We start from the raw sequence: 20724 nt of genomic DNA on the forward strand, positions 1-20724 counted from the left end.
TAACAAACTTATTTTTTACGTTTTTTCAGGTAATCTTTAATACCATTAACAATAGCGGTAGATATTTGGATCTGGAATGCAGCTGTATTTAATTTCTTTTCTTCATCGGCATTACTAATGAAGCCTGTTTCAACTAAAACAGATGGAATATCAGGCGCTTTTAATACTGCAAAACCGGCTTTTTCAATTGATGGTTTATGTAATTTGTTGACACTCTTCATGCGATTCAAAATTGAACTACCTAAAATTACACCATTGCTAAGCGTAGTTTTTTGTACTAAATCTAAAATAGTGTTATCTAAGTACTTATCGCCACTGCGACTTACTCCACCTATTTGGTCGGCTTCATTTTGCGTTTGTGCTAGATAGCTTGCAGCTGAACTACTCGCTCCTTTAGTAGATAGGGCAAAAACAGTTGATCCTTTTACGGATCGATCAACAAAGGCATCAGCATGAATCGAAATAAAAAGATCCGCTTGTAAAGATCGAGCTTTCGCTACTCGCACATTTAAAGGTATAAATACATCTTCATTACGAGTCATATAGACTTTTATATTGGGTTCTTTCTTAAGTAGATCATAAGTGCGTCGAGCTATTTGCAATACGATATCTTTTTCTCGTGTTTTTTTCAAACCAATAGCGCCCGGATCTTCACCACCATGACCAGGATCAAGTACTACTATTACTGGTGGTGTTTTATTTTGTGTGTTTTTCTTCTGTGGTGGTTTCTTTTTATTGTTATCAACTTTGATTTCAGACTGTTTTTTAATAAGCTCACCATCTTTATACTCTTCTAATAGAGCAAGTAAAGGATCATCATCTTCAGTTGAAGCTACTTTGGATGGATAAAGATCGATAACTAAACGATTCTTATATTTTTCAATAGGTGGAAGTGTAAAAGAATTTGGATTAACATCCTGTTTTAAATTGACCATTATTCTTACAGTTTCGTTATTTAGCTTAACAACATCTATCGATTTAATATAAGGATCGTGACTTAACACTTTTGATGATATCTTTTTTAAAGTCGCATCTAAATTAATATCATTAATATCAATAGCTAGTCTTATTGGGTTATTTAGTAAAGAATATTTATATTTTAGACGCGTATTGGTCTCTATTGTAATTCTTGTATAGGTTGATGAAGGCCAAACACGTACTGCAACCACTTTCGCTAATGTAGCAGCAAAGCCAACACGAGTGACAGATAATAAACATGTCGCAATGATGCCTTTAATTAATAGGCGCTTTGTTGGACTGTGTGTATTGGGCATATCTAAACTATTTATTTACTGAGACAATTGACCGCAAATAATAACATAAAATATTTATTTTTTAAAAAGAATGATTATCATCTTCACCTACTTTTTTGATAGAAGATTTATCTATATTTGCTATTTTAGAAGAATTGTTATTCTTAATAAATGATTAATTTATTATTATTTTTTTATTAATAGATTCACTTTAATAAATATAATAATGCAAAAAAACTGCTTTAAATTCAACATGAAGTTAATTTTTATGTGATTTGCTCTTAGTATTTTAAATTAAACATTGTTTTAGTTATCTCTTTTCTATATATCGAATTAATCAGAAATAGATAGTTAACCAAATATTAGCGTTTCTGTCGAAATTATGAAAATTTTAACTGGGGTTAATTTATAATCTGCAATATAGCCGTAAATTTTATTAAAAAATATAAAGTATTACCTTGTTTTACCGTTTTTTATTTTATTATAGACCCTACAATCACAAAGGATTACAATATAAGGCGCTAAAATCGCGGATTTAAACCCGTTTTCATTTTAACAATTAATTATAGCTGAGTTATTGATGAGCAAAAAATTACATATAAAAACATGGGGATGCCAAATGAATGAGTATGACTCAACCAAAATGGCTGATCTCCTTGAATCCACCCATGGTTTAACATTGACTGAAAATGCTGAAGAAGCAGATATTCTATTACTTAATACCTGTTCTATTCGAGAAAAAGCCCAAGAAAAAGTATTTCACCAATTAGGACGTTGGAAAAATCTTAAACAGCATAATCCTAATATTATTATTGGAGTTGGTGGTTGCGTGGCTTCTCAAGAGGGTGCTCATATTCGTAAACGAGCCCCTTTTGTCGATATTATTTTTGGACCACAAACGTTTCATCGTTTACCTGAGATGATAGAGCAAATTCGTAGTGGTAAAGGTCAGCATGTTGTTGATGTTAGTTTTCCAGAAATTGAAAAATTTGACCGTTTGCCTGAACCTCGCAGTGAAGGTCCAACAGCATTTGTCTCCATTATGGAAGGATGTAACAAATATTGTACTTATTGCGTGGTACCTTATACTCGTGGTGAAGAAGTAAGTCGACCTTGTGATGATGTTATTTATGAAATCGCACAACTGGCTGAACAAGGTGTGCGTGAAGTAAATTTACTGGGTCAAAATGTTAATGCTTATCGTGGACCAACTTTTGATGGTGATATTTGTTCATTCGCTGAGTTATTACGTTTAGTGGCTGCCATTGATGGTATTGATCGTATTCGTTTTACCACCAGCCATCCAATTGAATTTACTGATGACATTATTGATGTATACCGTGATACGCCTGAACTGGTTAATTTTTTACATTTACCAGTACAAAGTGGTTCTGATCGAGTATTAAATTTAATGAAACGAACCCATACGGCAATTGAATACAAATCCATTATTCGTAAATTACGTAAAGTACGTCCTGATATTCAAATAAGTTCGGATTTTATTGTCGGTTTTCCTGGTGAAACGCAAGAAGATTTTGAGCAAACCATGAAACTCATTGCTGATGTTAATTTCGATTTAAGTTATAGTTTTGTTTATTCTGCTCGTCCAGGTACGCCTGCTGCAGAAATGGAAGATAACGTATCAGAAGAAGAGAAAAAACAGCGTCTGTATATTCTTCAAGAACGTATTAATCAACAAGCAATGCAATTTAGCCGTCGTATGTTAAATACAGTACAACGTATTTTAGTTGAAGGTCCATCTAAAAAAGATTTGATGGAATTAACTGGTAGAACTGAAAACAATCGTATTGTTAATTTTGAAGGTTATCCTGATATGATTGGAAAATTTGTTGATGTTGAAATTACCGATGTTTATCCAAATTCTTTACGTGGTAAAGTGGTTCGAACCGAAGATGAAATGGATTTACGAGTGAGTCAATCACCAATGTCTGTGATATCTCGAACTCGTAAAGAAAATGATTTAGGGGTGGGAATTTATCATCCATAGTAAAAAGTAGATATTTAATTAACTTATTAATATAAAAATGATTATATAAATAGGGATGAAAGGAAAATAATTAGTTTGTTATATTGTGGACTTTTGGATAGAAAATTAATGATTACAGCGGAAATGTCATTATCCCAGTAGCTGTGCAACGAAAAAATTATTGGTGATGAGAACAACAATATACTTAAATAAAAGTAACCAAATATTTTACCTTTTTTATCCCTATTTTTAGTTATGAAATATTAATAAAACATATAAAATATAATCACTGTAATTCTGATTATAATGAAAAAGTACTATAATATGTAGCTAACATTTGAACAACAAACAGTATGTTATATTGAAAAAGAATAAAAAAAGCGAAATGCCAATTATAATGTTAGTTAATAAAATAAAAGTGCAAGGTTTAATAAACAGCAATCTAAAAAAAGTCTTTAATAATATTATATTAGGCAATATTGTTGGCTGTAACCGTTAAAAATGGATGTTTAAAAGGGGTGGAAAAGTGCTATTTATGTGAATAGCGCCTTAGTGATTAAATTACTATTAAGAGGGACTTAACTTTGGATATTATTACACATGAAATTGTACTTGAACCAGCCGATAATAATAGGCTTAATAGCCTTTGTGGTCCTTATAATGACAATATTAAACAACTTGAAAGTCGATTAGGTATTGAAATTAATCATCGAGGTAATCTATTTGCCATAATCGGTAATGCTGCCTGCGTTAAAGCTGCAGAGGATATTTTACAGTCTCTTTATAGGCATACCATAAGCAAAAATAAAATTGTAGAAATTGAATCTGAGCAGGTTCATTTAGCCATAAAAGAGTCAGGTATACTTCAAAAAATAAGTGAACATCTACAACAAATATACATCCATAATCAAGCAGTTAAATTGGTTATGATAAAAACTAAACGTGGTGTTATAAAACCGAGAACCCCTAATCAAGCACAATATGTTGCCCATATATTGGATTATGATATTACTTTTGGTATTGGTCCTGCAGGAACGGGTAAAACTTATTTAGCTGTGGCTGCGGCTGTTGATGCGTTAGAAAAACAACAAGTTCGTCGAATTGTATTAACTCGTCCGGCCGTTGAAGCTGGTGAAAAACTTGGCTTTTTACCTGGCGATCTAAGTCAAAAAGTTGATCCTTACTTACGACCTCTTTATGATGCCTTATTTGAAATGCTCGGTTTTGAAAAAGTTGAAAAACTCATTGAGAAAAGCATTATTGAAATTGCACCACTTGCTTATATGCGTGGACGCACACTTAATGATGCTTTCATTATTCTTGATGAAAGTCAAAATACGACTATCGAGCAAATGAAGATGTTTTTAACCCGTATCGGTTTTAATTCCAAAGCGGTAATAACGGGTGATGTTACTCAAATAGATCTCCCTCGCAATCAAAAGTCTGGCTTACGTCATGCTATAGAAGTATTAAGTAAAGTTGACGAAATTAGTTTCAACTTTTTTAATAGTGATGATGTAGTTCGTCATCCAGTCGTTGCCAGAATTGTTAATGCTTATCAAAAATGGGAAGAAGAACAGCAGCAGGCTGCTAAAAGTGTTTAAAGGAGTATTACTATCCCTATCTCAAGTAACAAAAAGAAAGGCAATATTCGTGATCACTCGGCAGAAACCAATTTGTTTTTGCGGCGAGCACTGTTTGCTTTTATTGTAATTATTTTATTATTATTAGTTTTACTTGTTAACTTAGCTGATCTTCAGATTGCTAATTTTAGTTATTACAGTACTAAATCTAATAATAATCGTATTGAAATTATTCCTATTCCACCTAGTCGTGGTATGATTTATGATCGTAATGGTACACCATTAGCCATTAACAATATCACTTATCAACTTAATATTATTCCTGATAAAATCAAAAATCTGAATGAACAATTTAATCAGTTAAAAGCCATTGTTGATTTAACTGATGAAGATATTGAAAATTTTCAAAAGGAACGCCGAAATTATAAAGCGCATCGTCCTGTCCCATTAAAAGATAATTTAACTCAACAACAGATAGCGCATTTTGTTGTTGATCAGCATCGCTTTCCTTATGTTTCTATTGTTGGGATACAGCATCGTTATTATCCATATGAAGCATCATTGACTCATATTATTGGCTATATTTCGAAAATTAATAGCCAAGATAAACAACGTTTAGAGGAGGAAAACAAAAGTAGTAATTATGTCGCTACATTTAATATCGGTAAAATGGGAATTGAAAAATATTATGAAGATGTATTACATGGCATCCCAGGTTATGAAAAAGTAGAGGTTAACAGTCGAGGACGAATCGTAAGTCAACTTAATCAATTCCCACCCCAAGCAGGTGAGGATATCTATTTATCTATCAATCTTAAGTTGCAACTTTATATAGAAAAATTGTTAGCAGGTCGTAAAGCTGCCGTAGTTGCCATTGATCCTAATAATGGTGAAATTTTAGCCTTGGTTTCAAGCCCTACTTACGATTCTAATCCATTTGTAGGAGGAATATCGAGTGATAAATATAAAGCATTACTTAATGATCCTAATAAACCTCTTTATAACCGAGCATTACTTGGTTCATACCCACCTGCTTCAACGGTCAAACCTTATATTGCCATTGCTGCTTTAAGCGAAGGTGTTGTTACATCAAAAAGCGTAGTAAACGATCCCGGATGGTGGCAATTACCAGGAACCGAAAGACGTTATCGAGATTGGTTAAAATGGGGGCATGGGAAAGTTGATGTATTAAGAGCAATTGAAGAATCCGTTGATACCTATTTTTATCAGGTTGCTTATGATATGGGTATTGATCGTTTAAATGCATGGATGACTAAATTTGGCTTTGGTGAAAGAACGGGGATTGATATTTCAACCAATGAAGAGAGTCGTGCTGTCATGCCAAGTCGAGAATGGAAAATACAACGCCATAAAAAATCTTGGCTACAAGGAGATACTATTCCTGTTGGTATTGGTCAAGGTTATTGGACCGCAACCCCAATACAGATGGCAAAAGCATTAACGATATTAATCAACAATGGTAAAACCTATACCCCACACTTTTTATTATATAAAAAGAGCGACATTATAAACTCCAATGAGCAGCAACCGATAATTAATCCAGAAAAATATCTAGAAAATAATAGTTTATCAGATGTTAATCCAAGCTATTGGGCACTTGCTAAAGAAGGTATGTATCGTGTTATGTTTGGTTCGAGAGGAACGGCACGTAAAATTTATGCTGATGCCAAATATCAAGCAGCAGGTAAATCGGGAACTGCACAAGTTTATGGGTTAAAAGTAGATGAAGTTTACAATGCCCAAAATGTTCCTGAACATTTACGTGACCACGCCTTGTTTGTTGCCTATGCACCTTATGACAAACCCAAAATTGCTTTGGCTATTGTTTTAGAAAATGGTGGCGGCGGAAGCTCAAACGGCGGTGCCGTGGCGCGTAAAATTTTAGATTTTTACCTTCTTGGTAATAATTCAACCGAGTTAGATGAATCATCACCAAATACAGGAACTGAAGATTAATTATGAGTAATATCAAAAAATCTTTTTGGCAAAAGATACATATTGATCCGCTATTTTTTCTATTTATTACTTTATTACTTGGTTACAGCCTCTATATTCTTTGGAGTGCAACTGGCCAAGATATCAATATGATTGAAAAACGCGTCATCCAAATCGTATTAGGTTTTATTGTGATGATTGTCTTTGCGCAGTTTTCACCTAGAACATATGAAACATGGGCGCCAACACTGTATGTAATTTGTATTATCATATTACTCTTAGTGGATATTTTTGGGTATACCAGTAAAGGAGCACAGCGTTGGTTAGATTTGGGGATTTTACGCTTTCAACCTTCAGAAATAGCCAAAATAGCCGTGCCATTAATGGTGGCAAAATTCATTCATCGTGATGGTTGCCCACCACCACTAAAAACAACTTTACAGACATTGGCTATCATTGGTGTACCTACCTTACTTGTAGCGATGCAACCTGACTTAGGTACGGCTATTTTAATTGTCATGTCTGGTATTTTTATTATTTTTTTAGCTGGAATCGATTGGCGTTTTATTCTGGTTGCTGTTGTTTTAATTGCTGCTTTTTTACCGATTATGTGGTTTTTCTTAATGCATGACTATCAGCGACTTCGGGTTTTAATGTTATTTAATCCTGAACTCGATCCTAGTGGCGCTGGTTATCATATCATCCAATCGAAAATAGCGATTGGTTCGGGAGGGATCTGGGGTAAAGGTTGGCTTAGTGGCACTCAATCACAATTAGAATTTTTACCTGAAAGACATACCGATTTTATTTTTTCGGTTATTGCAGAAGAATTTGGTTTTGTTGGCACAATCGTTCTACTTATTCTATTTTTATGTTTAATTATTCGTGGATTGATTATTGCTTCACAAGCTCAAACAACCTTTGGCAGAATCTTATCGGGTGGGCTAATTTTAGTCTTCTTTGTGTATGTGTTTATTAATATTGGTATGGTCAGTGGCATCTTACCAGTAGTTGGTGTACCATTACCGCTAATAAGTTATGGTGGCTCTTCTTTAGTCGTTTTAATGGCAAGTTTTGGCATTATGATGTCTATTCATACACATCGATACATGTTATCTAAAAACATTTAACGGAATTCAAATAATGAAAAAGAAATTTAAATTATCCTTCGCGTTTTTAGCACTCGCGATTTGTTCAACTGCGTCAGCTGAAATGGCTTTTCCTATTCCTGCTATTCCACAACTAAATGCAGAGGCATATATTTTAATTGATGCCAAATCGGGTGAAATTTTAGCGCAATATAATGCGGAACAACAACGCGATCCAGCCAGTTTAACTAAAATGATGACCAGTTACGTTATTGGTCAAGCATTACAATCAGGTCGTATAAAAAATGATGATATGGTTGTTGTAAGCAAAGATGCTTGGGCAACGGGCAATCCTGTACTAAAAGGGTCATCACTCATGTTTTTAGAAGTGGGGAAAACCGTTTCAGTCGATAATCTAAATAAAGGCATTATCATTCAATCTGGTAATGATGCTTGTATTGCCATGGCTGAACATGTTGCTGGTAGTCAAGGTGCTTTTGTTAATTTAATGAATGAATATGCTAAAAAAATTGGATTAGAGCATACCCATTTTGAAACCGTACATGGGCTTGATGCGCCAGGACAATATACAACGGCCAAAGATATGGCGTTTTTAGGGCAAGCATTAATTCGTGATCTACCCAATGAATACGCCATCTATAAAGAAAAAGAATTTACTTATAATCTCTCTAAACCGCAATTAAATCGTAACGGTTTACTTTGGGATACGACATTAAATGTTGATGGAATTAAAACAGGGCATACTAATGCAGCCGGTTATAATTTAGTGGCTTCTGCTGTAGATGGAAATACCCGTTTAATCTCAGCGGTATTAGGTGGTCGTACTTTTAAAGGTCGTGAAGAAGAGAGTAAAAAATTATTAGTTTGGGGATTCCGTTTTTTCGAAACGGCCAATCCTGTTAAAGCAGATAGTTCATTAGTGAATCAAACCATTTGGTATGGTGATCAAGATAAAATTTCATTAGGATCAATTGATGGTGCTTACGTTTCTGTACCAAAAGGACGTGCTACTGATGTACAAGTACAATATACCATTGATAATTATATTTATGCGCCAATCACTAAAGGTACCCGTGTTGGTAAAATGCAATTTATATTAGATGACAAGGTAATTAATGAACAACCACTAGTTGCTTTACAAGATGTACAAGAAAGCGGCTTTTTTGGCACAATCTGTGATTGGATCGCTCTTCAATTCAATAAACTATTTAGTTAATTCTGATTGTTATTTAAAAAAGGGCTTATTAAAGCCCTTTTTTATGATGCTAATTTGTATTTTTATAAATTTTTAATCATCTATTTTCATATATACTTGCTTTTTCTCACTTACTTTAATTCAACCTATCTAGCGAAATTCAACTGGATTTCTGTTACATAAATTACCTGCCATTATCTTCTCACTAGGTAATAGGATAAGCTTAACTAGGATAGATAGCCATAACCAAGCTGTTTAGTTGTCTTTGAGCTTATAATGAAAGAACGATAAATATCTTGTTAATATTCGAATGATTATTTTTCTAAAACTCATTTATTAGGTTAGTAATCAGATATCTTTTTATAGGTAACTTATTGATATTTTACGATGTTATTTTAAATTTAGTTGATAGCAGATAAACACTTTACTTTCTTTAATATTGACTTAAAACATAAATAAAAGTTGAAACGGTATAGACTCCTGAATAATTTTTACAAAACTTTCTAAATTCTTTTTTGTACAATTAATTTTCAAACCTTTCAAAAGGTAAATTAACAACAAAAATAGAAAGTGGATAGCCAGAATGTAATCTAATCAACATTAGCTTTAAATAAAGCTAGTAATATTTACCTAAATGTGGTATAAAACGCGCGCTACTTTTTGCATTATCTTTTTGAAAAGTTAATGCGAACAAATGGCATTAAATTTAATTATTAATTAACGTTATAACACACACATATCATTACTCTTTGCCGGGGTGCCTTTTGTTTAGTACAAATAGGTCGGATAAAGCGGATATGTGGAGGCATAACCCCAACGTCAAAATGAGGAAATCATGACTACAGTATCAATGCGCGATATGTTACAAGCGGGTGTACACTTTGGACACCAAACTCGTTATTGGAACCCAAAAATGAAACCATTTATTTTTGGTGCTCGTAACAAAGTTCACATCATCAATCTTGAAAAAACAGTTCCTTTATTCAACGAAGCATTAGCTGAATTAAACAAGATTGCCGCTCGTAAAGGTAAAATTTTATTTGTTGGTACAAAGCGCGCAGCTAGCGAAGCGATCAAACAAGCGGCTGAAAGCTGTGGGCAATACTATGTAAATCACCGTTGGTTAGGTGGTATGTTGACTAACTGGAAAACAGTACGTCAATCAATTAAACGTCTAAAAGATTTAGAAACACAAGCTAGTGATGGTACATTTGACAAATTAACCAAAAAAGAAGCATTAATGCGTGCTCGTGAAATGGCTAAATTAGAAAATAGCTTGGGTGGAATTAAAAATATGGGTGGCTTACCCGATGTGATTTTTGTTATTGGTGCAGACCACGAACATATCGCTATCAAAGAAGCTAACAATTTAGGTATTCCAGTCATTGCTGTTGTTGATACTAACTCAGATCCTGATGGTGTTGATTACATCGTTCCTGGTAATGATGATGCGATTCGTGCAATTCAATTATATGCAAATGCAGTAGCTGAAGCAGTACGTTCTGGTCGTGAGCAAAACCAATCTCCAGTATCTGAAGAAAGCTTCGTTGAAGAAGCTCCAGCAGCTGAGTAATAAACTCAAATATTTTCAGGGTCGATAATAAATATCGACCCATTCTAATGACAATCATCACAATGGTTAACTAGAGGATTTAAAAATGGCTGAAATTACCGCTTCTATGGTAAAAGAACTGCGCGAAAGAACTGGCGCAGGTATGATGGAATGTAAAAAAGCATTAGTTGAAGCGAATGGCGATATCGATCTTGCTATCGACAACATGCGTAAATCTGGTCAAGCTAAAGCGGCTAAAAAAGCAGGTCGTGTTGCGGCTGAAGGTGTAATTATTTCTAAAATTGCTGCTGATAAAAAATCAGGTGTAATCTTAGAAATCAACTGTGAAACAGACTTTGTTGCTAAAGACGCTGGTTTCCTAGAATTTAGTGAAAAAGTTGCTACAGCAGCATTAAATGATGGCTTAACTGATCTTGCTGCATTACAAGCAAAATTTGAAGAAGAGCGTACAGCTTTAGTTGCTAAAATCGGTGAAAACATCGGTATTCGTCGTGTTCAAGAAATTGCTGGTGACGTTGTTGGTAGTTATCAACATGGTGCCCGTATTGGCGTTTTAGTTGCTGCAAGCAGTGGCAGTGATGAAGAATTAGTTAAACATATTGCTATGCACATTGCTGCAAGCAAACCAGAATATGTTAGCCCAAGCGATGTTCCTGCTGATGTAGTTGAACATGAACGTAATATCCAAATTGATATCGCTATGCAATCTGGTAAACCACGTGAAATCGCTGAAAAAATGGTTGAAGGCCGTATGCGTAAATTCACTGGTGAAGTTTCACTTACTGGTCAACCATTCGTTATGGATCCAAGCAAAACAGTTGGTGATTTACTAGCAGAGAAAAAAGCGACAGTTGCTAAATTTATCCGCTTTGAAGTGGGTGAAGGCATCGAGAAAGTCGAAGTTGATTTTGCAGCCGAAGTTGCTGCGATGTCGAAACAATCTTAATTGTTTCATAAAAACCGCCGTTAAGGCGGTTTTGTTTATCTACAAAATATTTTAAAATTACTGTTAACAAGTATAGCTTGTCAGGTAATTAAGTATCGAAATAACGAATAGTGAGACTTCATATGGCAACCCCTTTCTACAAACGAATTTTACTTAAACTCAGTGGTGAAGCACTACAAGGCGACGAAGGTTTTGGTATCGATCCAACCGTTCTTGATCGTATGGCACAAGAAATTAAAGAACTGATTGAAATGAATGTTCAAGTTGCGGTCGTTATCGGAGGGGGAAATCTATTCCGAGGTGCGGGTCTTGCTAAAGCGGGAATGAACCGCGTTGTTGGCGATCATATGGGGATGTTGGCAACGGTAATGAATGGTCTTGCTATGCGTGATGCGTTGCACAGAATTGAAGTTAATGCGCGTTTAATGTCAGCCATTCCTTTAAATGGTGTATGTGATGATTATCGTTGGACTGAAGCGATTAGCTTGCTTCGTCATGGTAAAGTGGTTATTCTTTCTGCAGGTACTGGTAATCCATTTTTTACAACTGATTCTGCTGCATGTTTACGTGGTATTGAAATTGAAGCTGACGTGGTTTTAAAAGCGACTAAAGTTGACGGTGTTTACTCTGCCGATCCTGTTAAAGATCCAACGGCGACATTGTATAAAACATTAAATTATGAAAAAGTGTTAGATGACGAATTAAAAGTGATGGACTTAGCTGCCTTTACCCTAGCGCGCGATCATAATTTACCTATTTGTGTATTTAATATGAATAAGCCAGGTGCATTACGTCGAGTCATTTTAGGTGAACAAGAAGGGACATTAATTAATAATCAGGCAACAGTTAGCTGTTAGTCTTTTTTATTTCAATATAAGGTTTTTATTATGTTAAATGAGATTTTAAAAGAAGCGCAAACGCGCATGGAAAAAAGTATTGATGCGTTTCAAACTCATATTTCTAAAGTTAGAACAGGCCGTGCATCGCCAAGTTTATTAGATGGCATTATGGTTGAATATTATGGTAGCCCAACACCACTTCGTCAGTTAGCTAATGTGGTTGCGGAAGATGCCAGAACGTTAGCAATTACTGTTTTTGATAAATCATTAACACCTCTAATTGAGAAAGCAATTTTAACTTCAGACTTAGGACTTAATCCAGCATCAGCAGGTACGGTAATTCGTGTACCATTGCCACCATTGACTGAAGAACGCCGTCGTGATTTAACTAAAATTGTGCGTAATGAAGCTGAACAAGGTCGTGTATCAATTCGTAATATTCGTCGTGATGCCAATGATCAAATTAAAGCATTGTTAAAAGACAAAGAAATTTCTGAAGATGATGAACGCAAATCACAAGATTTAATTCAAAAAGCAACCGATGCGGCAATTAAGAAATTAGATTCAGTACTTGCTGATAAAGAAAAAGAGCTAATGGAATTTTAATCTCAAATTATAATTTTATTGCTAAGACGCTCAGTTTTTAACTGGGCGTTTTTTTTGGTATTTTTCAACTAAATTGATCATCTTTAACCATTATCTTGATTTTAAATTATCATAATTTAAGTATATAATGTTACTAAAATAACAATATTTGCCCATGTTTGTTATTTTTATAACATTGTTATTCATTTACATACAACAATATTTATATTAGACATCATTATTAACATAATTTAAGGATCCCATTATGAGTTATGCAAAGTATATTGATCATACTTTACTGGCGATGAATGCGACAGAAGATCAAATTCGTAAACTTTGTGATGAAGCGAAAGAATATCATTTTTATTCTGTTTGCGTTAATTCAGGCTATGTACCTTTAGCTGCAAGCTTATTAAAAGGCAGTGATGTAAAAGTGTGTTCAGTGGTTGGTTTTCCACTTGGCGCAATGTTAACTTCAGCTAAAGCGTTTGAAACTGAAATGGCGGTTAAAGCGGGCGCACAAGAAATTGATATGGTTATCAATGTTGGTTGGTTAAAAAGCAACGATTGGCAAGCCGTTAAAAATGATATTGAAGCTGTGTTTAACGCATGTGGTGATGTACCATTGAAAGTGATTTTAGAAACCTGCTTATTAAGCAAAGACGAAATTGTAAAAGTTTGCAATATCTGTAAAGAGATCGGTGTTGCTTTTGTTAAAACTTCAACAGGTTTTAGTGTGTCGGGTGCAACGGTTGAAGATGTTAAATTGATGCGTGAAACCGTCGGTGATAAAATGGGCGTTAAAGCTTCTGGCGGTATTCGCGATCGTGCAACAGCTGAAAAAATGGTTGAAGCTGGCGCAACACGATTAGGTGCAAGCGCAGGCATCGCTATCGTATCAGGTAACGGAACATCGTCAGGTAACTATTAATTTACCTTTAAGCTACCTTTATCAGGTAGCTTATTGCTGTTTATGGAATAGTAATGCAATCACAACCACAAAAAAGAGTAAATGCACTTATTGAACTCTTAAAAACGATGGATAAAATTCACTTAAAAGATGCTGCACAATTACTCGCTGTATCTGAAATGACAATTCGTCGTGATCTTAATCATTTATCAACCTCATTGACGGTTCTTGGTGGTTATATTGTTAATCAAGCTCGCCATTCTATCGCCACATATTTTGTATCCGATCAGCAAGATAAACAGGTCAAAGAAAAGCTTCATATTGCAAAACTGGTGAGCCAATTAGTAAGCGAAAATGATACAATCTTTTTCGATTGTGGCACGACTATGCCATTTATCATTGATGCAATTGATGATCAAATATCGTTTACCGCCATTTGTTATTCTTTCAATGCTTTTTTAGCATTACAACATAAGCCTAACTGCAAAATTATTTTATGTGGGGGCAATTATCATATTAATAATGCCATATTTACCAGTATCAATCAGCATAACCAATTAGATACTATCTGCCCTAATAAAGCCTTTATTTCAGCTGCTGGCATTGATTTTACACAAGGTGTCACTTGTTATAATTTTGATGAACTTAGCATGAAGCACAAAGCAATACAAAAATCTTCTACGAATATTTTGATCGCCGACCATACTAAATTTAATCAAGTTAAGCCCGCTTTAATTGGGGATCTTAATTTATTTAATTTAGTTATCACTGATAGAGTGCCGAAATCGCAATATATCTCTTATTTTAAAGAAAATAACATTGGGTTAATGTATTAATTATGAAAAATATCACAATTTTAGGTTCAACGGGATCAATTGGTTGCAGTACCTTAGCCGTTATTCGGCAAAATCCGACTTTATATAAGGCTTATGCGCTAGTCGGCGGTAAAAATGTTGTCAAAATGACACAGCAATGCCAAGAATTTAAACCAAAATATGTGGCTATGGCTGATCAACATGCTGCAAATGAACTTAAAGCCAATCTAATTAACTTAAATTTAGATATTGATGTTTTTTCTGGTGATGAAGCGATTTGTGATTTAGCTCAATTACCCGAAGTTGATCAGGTTATGGCTGCAATTGTTGGTGCTGCGGGGTTAAAACCAACGCTTGCTGCTATAAAAAAAGGTAAGTGTATTTTGTTAGCCAATAAAGAATCGTTAGTCACTTGCGGTCATTTATTTATGCAGGCTGTTAAACGTTATGGTGCTCAGTTATTACCTGTTGATAGTGAACATAATGCCATTTTTCAAAGTTTACCAGCATCAGTTCAACAAGATCTAGGTTTTGCCAAGTTAGCCGATCATGGTATTACTAAAATTGTATTAACCGGTTCGGGTGGTCCATTTCGAGATTTTCCTATTGATAAGTTGGCATTTGTCACGCCAGAACAAGCGGTTGCACATCCGAACTGGTCAATGGGTAAAAAAATTTCGGTTGATTCTGCAACCATGATGAATAAAGGACTTGAATACATTGAAGCACGCTGGTTATTTAATGCAAGTCCAGAGGAGATGGAGATTATTGTTCATCCTCAATCGATTATTCATTCAATGGTTCGTTATCAAGATGGTAGTGTGATTGCTGAATTAGGTGTACCTGATATGTGTACGCCAATTGCTTATTCAATGTCTTATCCTAAACGTATTAATTCGACTGTTCCAGCGTTAGATTTTACTAAAATAGCATCACTTACTTTTAATCAGCCTGATTTTGATCGCTATCCATGCTTAAAATTAGCCATTGATGCTTCTAATCAAGGTCAAGCAGCAACAACAGCATTGAATGCCGCTAATGAAATTGCCGTAGCTGCATTTTTAGAAAATAAAATCGGTTTTATGGACATTGCTAAGCAGGTATCAAAGGTTTTAGAAAAGCTTACTTTTCCAGAGCCAACAACGATTGAAGACGTATTTGCTATTGATCTATGGGCAAGAGAAACCTGCTCAAAATTATAGTAACACGTCAAAAAGTTTAGTGTTAATACTCTTTTAATGTTTTATGTACACGGCAAGGGCTACCCATTGCAACCACATTACTTGGTATATCGCGATCAACAATGCTCCCTGCTGCAATAACACTGTTATCACCGATTGTTACATTAGGTAATACAATTACATTGCTACCAATCCAAACATTATTGCCAACCGTAATTGGCTTGGCAAATTCTAAGCCACTGTTTCGAGTTTGGCTATCAATTGGATGTCCTGAGGTATAAAAGCCACAATTGGGTGCCACCAGCACATTATCACCAAATGAAATTTTGGCTGCATCTAATATAATGCAGTTAAAATTAGCGAAAAAATTTTCGCCAATTTCGATATTATAGCCATAATCACATTGAAACCCTGGCATAATTGTAAATTGCTGCCCTGTTTTTCCTAATAGTTTTTCAAAAAGACGTTGCCGTTGGTTTTCAGCTAATGGTGATAATTGATTTAATTGAAAACAGATATCTTGCGCATAAAGCCGTTCCTTAGCAAGTAAATTGATACAAGGATCGTATAACAAACCTGCTAACATCTTCTCTTTTTCTGTCATTTTATTATGCCATTTGTTTAGCACATAAAGCGGGATTATCGCTTATAAATGATTGCAAAAATGCGCTATCAGGTAGTGCTGTTAATGCCCCTTTTTTGGTGGTGGCTAAGGCACCACAGGCACTGGCAATGGTCATCATACTTTCTAACATTAATTTATCTTCAGGCATACCAGATGAAGCGATACTACTAAGTAAACCCGCAACGAAAGCATCTCCCGCACCTGTTGTATCAACGCTATTAACATGATATGAATCAAAAGAGAATATTTTGCCTTGCCATAACACAATGCTACCATTCTTGCCTTTAGTGACCAGTTTTAGTGGTGCATTATAGTGTTGTTGTAATTTATTTAAGGCAATATGCCAGTCATTGCTTTCGGTTAGCCAAAACAGCTCTTCATCTGATAATTTGAGTATATCGGCATCATGGCAAAATTGAGTAATAGTTGTGCGCATTTCATCTTTATTTTCCCACATTTGTTCACGAAGGTTAACATCAAAACTGATTAAACCATTTTTAGCAGTAAGATTTTCGATAGCCGTTTTTAATGTTTTTCGACAGGTATGACCGACTAACGCTAAAGAGCAAAAATGTAATATGTCTTGATTGAAACTAGGAATTGCTTGTTCTGATAGAAATTGGTCAGCAGAGGGAGAAACTAAAAAGGTAAAACTTCGCTCACCATTATGCCCTAAATCTACGACCACTGTACTGGTTCTATGATGATCATCTTTTTCAAGACTCTGACAATCAACATTATATTCACGGAACGTCTTTTCCATAAAGTGACCAAATGGATCGTTACCCACACGACCAATAAAAGCGGAAGGTAGCCCCAATTTTGACACACCAATGGCAACGTTAGCTGGTGCACCGCCAGCGCAAGCTTGATAATTCATATCACCAAATGGCAACAAATCGATAACAGCATCTCCAAGAGACCAAACTTTAGTATTATTCATTTTTTTACTCGATTATAGTTAGTTGCTACGGTAATTTAGCTTAGTATAAATATAGGTTTTTGCCAAATTCCGTGAAATTAGCCATCTTTTATCTTGTTAACAAAATAGTTGATGTGCAGTTTATTATGATAATTAATAAAAATCTTTTTTAAAATTAGTTATAGACTAAATCATTTGCCAAAAAATTCATTGTTAACGTTAAAAATGTGTGACTTTCATCACAAATTTTATCTATTTTTTCATTAATAGTTAACGTTAACAATCTATTTGGAGTAGTATTATTAATCATGATATGTAATACTGGATAAGAGAGGGGTTTTATGTCTACAGCCGTTGATAAAGCTAATTTAGCTGTGAAAAAACTAGAGAAAGTGATGAACAAACAATATTATCCACATTTTCATTTAGCGCCACAATCTGGCTGGATGAATGATCCCAATGGTTTGATCTATTTTAAAGGTCAATATCACGCTTTTTACCAACATCATCCTTATGATGAAAATTGGGGACCCATGCATTGGGGTCATGCTGTTAGCGATGATCTTGTGACATGGCGAAGGTTACCTATTGCTATCGCACCGGGTGATGATTGGGATAAAAATGGCTGTTTTTCTGGTTCGGCTGTCGACAATAATGGCGAGTTATACTTGATCTATACTGGTCATATTTGGTTAGCAGGACAGGGTAATGATGAAAAAATTTCTCAATCTCAATGTTTAGCAACCAGTAAAGATGGTATTCATTTTAAAAAACATGGAACCATACTTGTGCCAGAAAACGGTATTATGCATTTTCGAGATCCGAAAGTTTGGCTACAGGATGATACATGGTGGATGGTTGTTGGACAACGTGATACAAATGATGTTGGACAAATCTTACTTTATCATTCAAAAGATCTAAAAAGTTGGACATTCGACCATGTTGTTGTAAGCAATATCGATCCCAATGTATATATGCTTGAATGTCCTGACTTTTTCAAGCTTGGTGATAAATGGGTTTTGATGTTTTCACCACAAGGTATGAAAGCTAAAGGCTATCAGTATCGAAATCGTTTTCAATCTGGTTATATTGTTGGTGATTGGCAACCAGGTAAAAAGTTTTCAATAATCAAACCATTTCAAGAAATGGATTTTGGTCATGATTTTTATGCACCACAATCGTTTCTAGCTGCTGATGGGCGACGCATTGTGTTTGCTTGGATGGATATGTGGGAATCGAGTATGCCAAGTAAACAGGATAAATGGATGGGTTCATTTACGCTTCCTCGTGAATTAATATTGGATAACAACAATAATGTACGTAATCGCCCAATTAAAGAGCTGGTAGCGCTGCGTCAACAACCACAATCATTAAGTGAAATAATCCTTAATAATGAACTGAAAAATACCCATATTCAATCGATTAGTTGTGAACTCAATGTTGAGTTTGATTTATCACAAAGTACCGCAGAACGATTTGGTTTGCAGCTATCGGCAACCAAAAATGGTGAACAAGCAACATTGTTATATGTGGATTTACAATCAAAACGTATTGTTCTTGATCGTAGTCTTTCTGGACTTGAGTTAAAAGGCTATCGTAGTGTGCCATTACCAAAAACGAAAAAACTATCATTACATGTTTTTATTGATGCATCATCGGTTGAAGTTTTTGTTAATGATGATTTGTATAGTCTTTCTAGCCGTATTTATCCTAAATTACCAGCAGAACGTCAAATAAATTTATTTTCGGAAAATGGTAGTGCCAAAATTACTCAACTTGACAGTTGGCAACTAAAATCTATTTATGCTTAATGTGTATTTAATTGACCGCTTGATAGCGGTCAATTCATTTATATTTGTTAATAATGATTTGTATAGTCTTTCGAGTCGTATCTATTCTAAATTACCAGCAGAACGTAAGATAAATTTATTTGCGGAAAATGGTAGTGCCAAAATTACTCAACTTGACAGTTGGCAATTAAAATCTATTTATGCTTAATGTGTATTTAATTGACCGCTTGATAGCGGTCAATTCATTTATGTTTATTACAAAGAATTCCTTTCTAAGTAAGGCGAAGCCACATAGCTGATTTCTGTTTCTGTTTGACCATTGATGATATGTAGCGCTGCTTGCTCGCCTATTTCATAATGCGGTAATTGAACCGTCGTCAACGGTGGGAAAAATAGTTCGCCAGTGCCGACCATGTTGTCGTAACCTAATATGGCCACATCTTTGGGTATATGATACCCTTGACCAAGTAAGTATTGGTAGGCAACAAAAGCAATGCGATCATTACCACAAATCAATACATCAAAATCCGGTGTGTTATTACAATGTTGTTTCAATATATCAATTGTCATCATATATTCTTGGGCGATATTATTTTCCAATATCGGCATATGATAACTGGTCATTTTTTTCAAATTTCTACCTGCATCAAGCCAAGCTTGTTCTGCACCCTTACGACGGGTTTTACCAGCTAATGTTTTTTCTGATAAATAGATGCATAACGGTTTTTTATAGCCTTTTTGTATCACTTGTTGCATCGCTTGGTATTGACCAGTGTAGTCATCGGGAATATAGCAAGCCAGTTTTTCACTATCAGTAACACAATTTGCCAAAACAATATTTTTGCCAAGCAGCTTTTCTGGAAGATCAACTTTCCTAAGTCCCATCGTAGTGTAAATAATACCGTTAGGACGATAGGATAAAAGAGTATTAATTGCATGATCAGGATCTTTATCATCAAATAAATTAACAATAAAAGTATTCCAACCATGATTTTGGGCAGTTTTTTCTATAGCTTGTAATAATTCTACGGAAAATGGTGTCATTGCTGTTTCTAAAGCTAAAACACCAATAGCATAAGGGCCTGAGTTATCACCACGAATTTTTCTGGCTGAGAGATCAGGGACATAATTAAGTTGCTCAATGGCTTGTTTTACGCGTTGATATGTCTGTTTATTTAATTTTTCAGGATTATTAATTGCACGAGAAACTGTCATCAGTGATACTGATGCCAATTTTGCAACATCCTTAAGTGAAGCCATAGTTAGATCCTTTTGCTCAATATACTAAAAATTATTATCAATCATTGCTTAAATGTGATGATACCACAAAAATTAATGATAAAAAGTGTGAGCTAAGTAACAATTATGATAATCGATTGTATCTATTTCGTGCCAAATATGACAATAATGTTAACATTAACATGTTAACGTTAAACTTCAACAATAAAAGAGTAA

General features: G+C 34.7%; 18 protein-coding genes. 14 read left to right on the forward strand and 4 right to left on the reverse strand.

The window, feature by feature from the left end; all coding sequences use genetic code 11:
- Positions 1–8: 8 nt before the first annotated feature.
- Positions 9–1274, reverse strand: a complete 1266-nt coding sequence (locus H3S73_RS07725) for an N-acetylmuramoyl-L-alanine amidase (protein ID WP_198227437.1) — start codon at positions 1272–1274, stop codon at positions 9–11.
- Between the two features lie 559 nt (positions 1275–1833).
- Between H3S73_RS07725 and miaB the strand changes: the two genes are divergently transcribed.
- From miaB to ispC, 12 genes are all read left to right on the forward strand, one after another.
- Complete coding sequence (gene miaB, locus H3S73_RS07730) at positions 1834–3261, forward strand: tRNA (N6-isopentenyl adenosine(37)-C2)-methylthiotransferase MiaB (RefSeq protein ID WP_086326513.1); 1428 nt, start codon at positions 1834–1836, stop codon at positions 3259–3261.
- A gap of 563 nt (positions 3262–3824) precedes the next feature.
- Positions 3825–4844, forward strand: coding sequence for a PhoH family protein (locus tag H3S73_RS07735; protein ID WP_232352956.1), 1020 nt, complete (start codon positions 3825–3827; stop codon positions 4842–4844).
- An 18-nt stretch (positions 4845–4862) separates the two neighbouring features.
- A complete protein-coding gene (mrdA, locus tag H3S73_RS07740) occupies positions 4863–6800 on the forward strand; it encodes a penicillin-binding protein 2 (RefSeq protein WP_198227480.1) in 1938 nt (645 codons plus the stop codon).
- A 2-nt stretch (positions 6801–6802) separates the two neighbouring features.
- Positions 6803–7909 carry a peptidoglycan glycosyltransferase MrdB gene (mrdB, locus tag H3S73_RS07745; RefSeq protein WP_198227435.1) on the forward strand — a complete coding sequence of 369 codons (1107 nt, stop codon included), beginning with the start codon at positions 6803–6805 and terminating at the stop codon, positions 7907–7909.
- A 13-nt stretch (positions 7910–7922) separates the two neighbouring features.
- Positions 7923–9104 (forward strand): serine hydrolase, encoded by a 1182-nt coding sequence (locus tag H3S73_RS07750; RefSeq protein WP_198236310.1) that lies wholly within the window; start codon positions 7923–7925, stop codon positions 9102–9104.
- Between the two features lie 814 nt (positions 9105–9918).
- Positions 9919–10656, forward strand: coding sequence for a 30S ribosomal protein S2 (gene rpsB / locus H3S73_RS07755; RefSeq protein ID WP_065738129.1), 738 nt, complete (start codon positions 9919–9921; stop codon positions 10654–10656).
- Positions 10657–10741: 85 nt separating this feature from the next.
- Positions 10742–11602, forward strand: coding sequence for a translation elongation factor Ts (tsf, locus tag H3S73_RS07760; protein ID WP_144092608.1), 861 nt, complete (start codon positions 10742–10744; stop codon positions 11600–11602).
- A gap of 122 nt (positions 11603–11724) precedes the next feature.
- The gene (pyrH, locus tag H3S73_RS07765) at positions 11725–12459 is read left to right on the forward strand and encodes a UMP kinase (protein WP_025316834.1); all 735 of its coding nucleotides are present in this window, start codon (positions 11725–11727) and stop codon (positions 12457–12459) included.
- 30 nt (positions 12460–12489) lie between these two features.
- A complete protein-coding gene (frr, locus tag H3S73_RS07770) occupies positions 12490–13047 on the forward strand; it encodes a ribosome recycling factor (protein WP_086308174.1) in 558 nt (185 codons plus the stop codon).
- A gap of 244 nt (positions 13048–13291) precedes the next feature.
- A complete protein-coding gene (deoC, locus tag H3S73_RS07775) occupies positions 13292–13957 on the forward strand; it encodes a deoxyribose-phosphate aldolase (RefSeq protein ID WP_065738126.1) in 666 nt (221 codons plus the stop codon).
- 53 nt (positions 13958–14010) lie between these two features.
- Positions 14011–14772: a DNA-binding transcriptional repressor DeoR gene (gene deoR / locus H3S73_RS07780; protein ID WP_198236311.1), complete on the forward strand. Its 762-nt coding sequence runs from the start codon at positions 14011–14013 to the stop codon at positions 14770–14772.
- 2 nt (positions 14773–14774) lie between these two features.
- Positions 14775–15953: a 1-deoxy-D-xylulose-5-phosphate reductoisomerase gene (gene ispC / locus H3S73_RS07785; protein WP_198236312.1), complete on the forward strand. Its 1179-nt coding sequence runs from the start codon at positions 14775–14777 to the stop codon at positions 15951–15953.
- A gap of 22 nt (positions 15954–15975) precedes the next feature.
- Here ispC and H3S73_RS07790 read toward each other — a convergent pair whose 3' ends face one another.
- Both H3S73_RS07790 and H3S73_RS07795 read right to left on the reverse strand, forming a co-directional pair.
- The gene (locus H3S73_RS07790; protein WP_198236313.1) at positions 15976–16536 is read right to left on the reverse strand and encodes a sugar O-acetyltransferase; all 561 of its coding nucleotides are present in this window, start codon (positions 16534–16536) and stop codon (positions 15976–15978) included.
- Positions 16537–16540: 4 nt separating this feature from the next.
- On the reverse strand, positions 16541–17500 hold the full coding sequence (locus tag H3S73_RS07795) for an aminoimidazole riboside kinase (RefSeq protein ID WP_198236314.1): 960 nt from the start codon (positions 17498–17500) through the stop codon (positions 16541–16543).
- A 320-nt stretch (positions 17501–17820) separates the two neighbouring features.
- Here H3S73_RS07795 and H3S73_RS07800 point away from each other — a divergent pair, with 320 nt between their 5' ends.
- Positions 17821–19290: a glycoside hydrolase family 32 protein gene (locus H3S73_RS07800; RefSeq protein ID WP_198236315.1), complete on the forward strand. Its 1470-nt coding sequence runs from the start codon at positions 17821–17823 to the stop codon at positions 19288–19290.
- A complete protein-coding gene (locus H3S73_RS07805) occupies positions 19283–19477 on the forward strand; it encodes a GH32 C-terminal domain-containing protein (protein WP_198236316.1) in 195 nt (64 codons plus the stop codon). Before H3S73_RS07800 ends, H3S73_RS07805 begins: the two co-directional genes overlap by 8 nt.
- A gap of 47 nt (positions 19478–19524) precedes the next feature.
- Here the strand turns inward: H3S73_RS07805 and H3S73_RS07810 are convergent, their stop codons facing one another.
- On the reverse strand, positions 19525–20529 hold the full coding sequence (locus H3S73_RS07810; protein WP_198227421.1) for a LacI family DNA-binding transcriptional regulator: 1005 nt from the start codon (positions 20527–20529) through the stop codon (positions 19525–19527).
- Positions 20530–20724 lie beyond the last annotated feature (195 nt).

Origin of the sequence: Gilliamella sp. B14384G12 (genome assembly GCF_016101825.1) — a bacterium.
Classification (GTDB): domain Bacteria; phylum Pseudomonadota; class Gammaproteobacteria; order Enterobacterales; family Orbaceae; genus Gilliamella; species Gilliamella apicola_N.

What these genes read in the sequence shown, in the direction of transcription:
- H3S73_RS07790 (WP_198236313.1), bottom strand. Translation starts at nt 16,536, where the DNA reads ATGACAGAAAAAGAGAAGATGTTAGCAGGTTTGTTATACGATCCTTGT.
- tsf (WP_144092608.1), top strand. Translation starts at nt 10,742, where the DNA reads ATGGCTGAAATTACCGCTTCTATGGTAAAAGAACTGCGCGAAAGAACT.
- H3S73_RS07795 (WP_198236314.1), bottom strand. Translation starts at nt 17,500, where the DNA reads ATGAATAATACTAAAGTTTGGTCTCTTGGAGATGCTGTTATCGATTTG.
- deoC (WP_065738126.1), top strand. Translation starts at nt 13,292, where the DNA reads ATGAGTTATGCAAAGTATATTGATCATACTTTACTGGCGATGAATGCG.
- deoR (WP_198236311.1), top strand. Translation starts at nt 14,011, where the DNA reads ATGCAATCACAACCACAAAAAAGAGTAAATGCACTTATTGAACTCTTA.
- H3S73_RS07800 (WP_198236315.1), top strand. Translation starts at nt 17,821, where the DNA reads ATGTCTACAGCCGTTGATAAAGCTAATTTAGCTGTGAAAAAACTAGAG.
- miaB (WP_086326513.1), top strand. Translation starts at nt 1,834, where the DNA reads ATGAGCAAAAAATTACATATAAAAACATGGGGATGCCAAATGAATGAG.
- pyrH (WP_025316834.1), top strand. Translation starts at nt 11,725, where the DNA reads ATGGCAACCCCTTTCTACAAACGAATTTTACTTAAACTCAGTGGTGAA.
- ispC (WP_198236312.1), top strand. Translation starts at nt 14,775, where the DNA reads ATGAAAAATATCACAATTTTAGGTTCAACGGGATCAATTGGTTGCAGT.
- H3S73_RS07725 (WP_198227437.1), bottom strand. Translation starts at nt 1,274, where the DNA reads ATGCCCAATACACACAGTCCAACAAAGCGCCTATTAATTAAAGGCATC.
- rpsB (WP_065738129.1), top strand. Translation starts at nt 9,919, where the DNA reads ATGACTACAGTATCAATGCGCGATATGTTACAAGCGGGTGTACACTTT.
- H3S73_RS07810 (WP_198227421.1), bottom strand. Translation starts at nt 20,529, where the DNA reads ATGGCTTCACTTAAGGATGTTGCAAAATTGGCATCAGTATCACTGATG.
- H3S73_RS07750 (WP_198236310.1), top strand. Translation starts at nt 7,923, where the DNA reads ATGAAAAAGAAATTTAAATTATCCTTCGCGTTTTTAGCACTCGCGATT.
- H3S73_RS07805 (WP_198236316.1), top strand. Translation starts at nt 19,283, where the DNA reads ATGCTTAATGTGTATTTAATTGACCGCTTGATAGCGGTCAATTCATTT.
- frr (WP_086308174.1), top strand. Translation starts at nt 12,490, where the DNA reads ATGTTAAATGAGATTTTAAAAGAAGCGCAAACGCGCATGGAAAAAAGT.
- mrdB (WP_198227435.1), top strand. Translation starts at nt 6,803, where the DNA reads ATGAGTAATATCAAAAAATCTTTTTGGCAAAAGATACATATTGATCCG.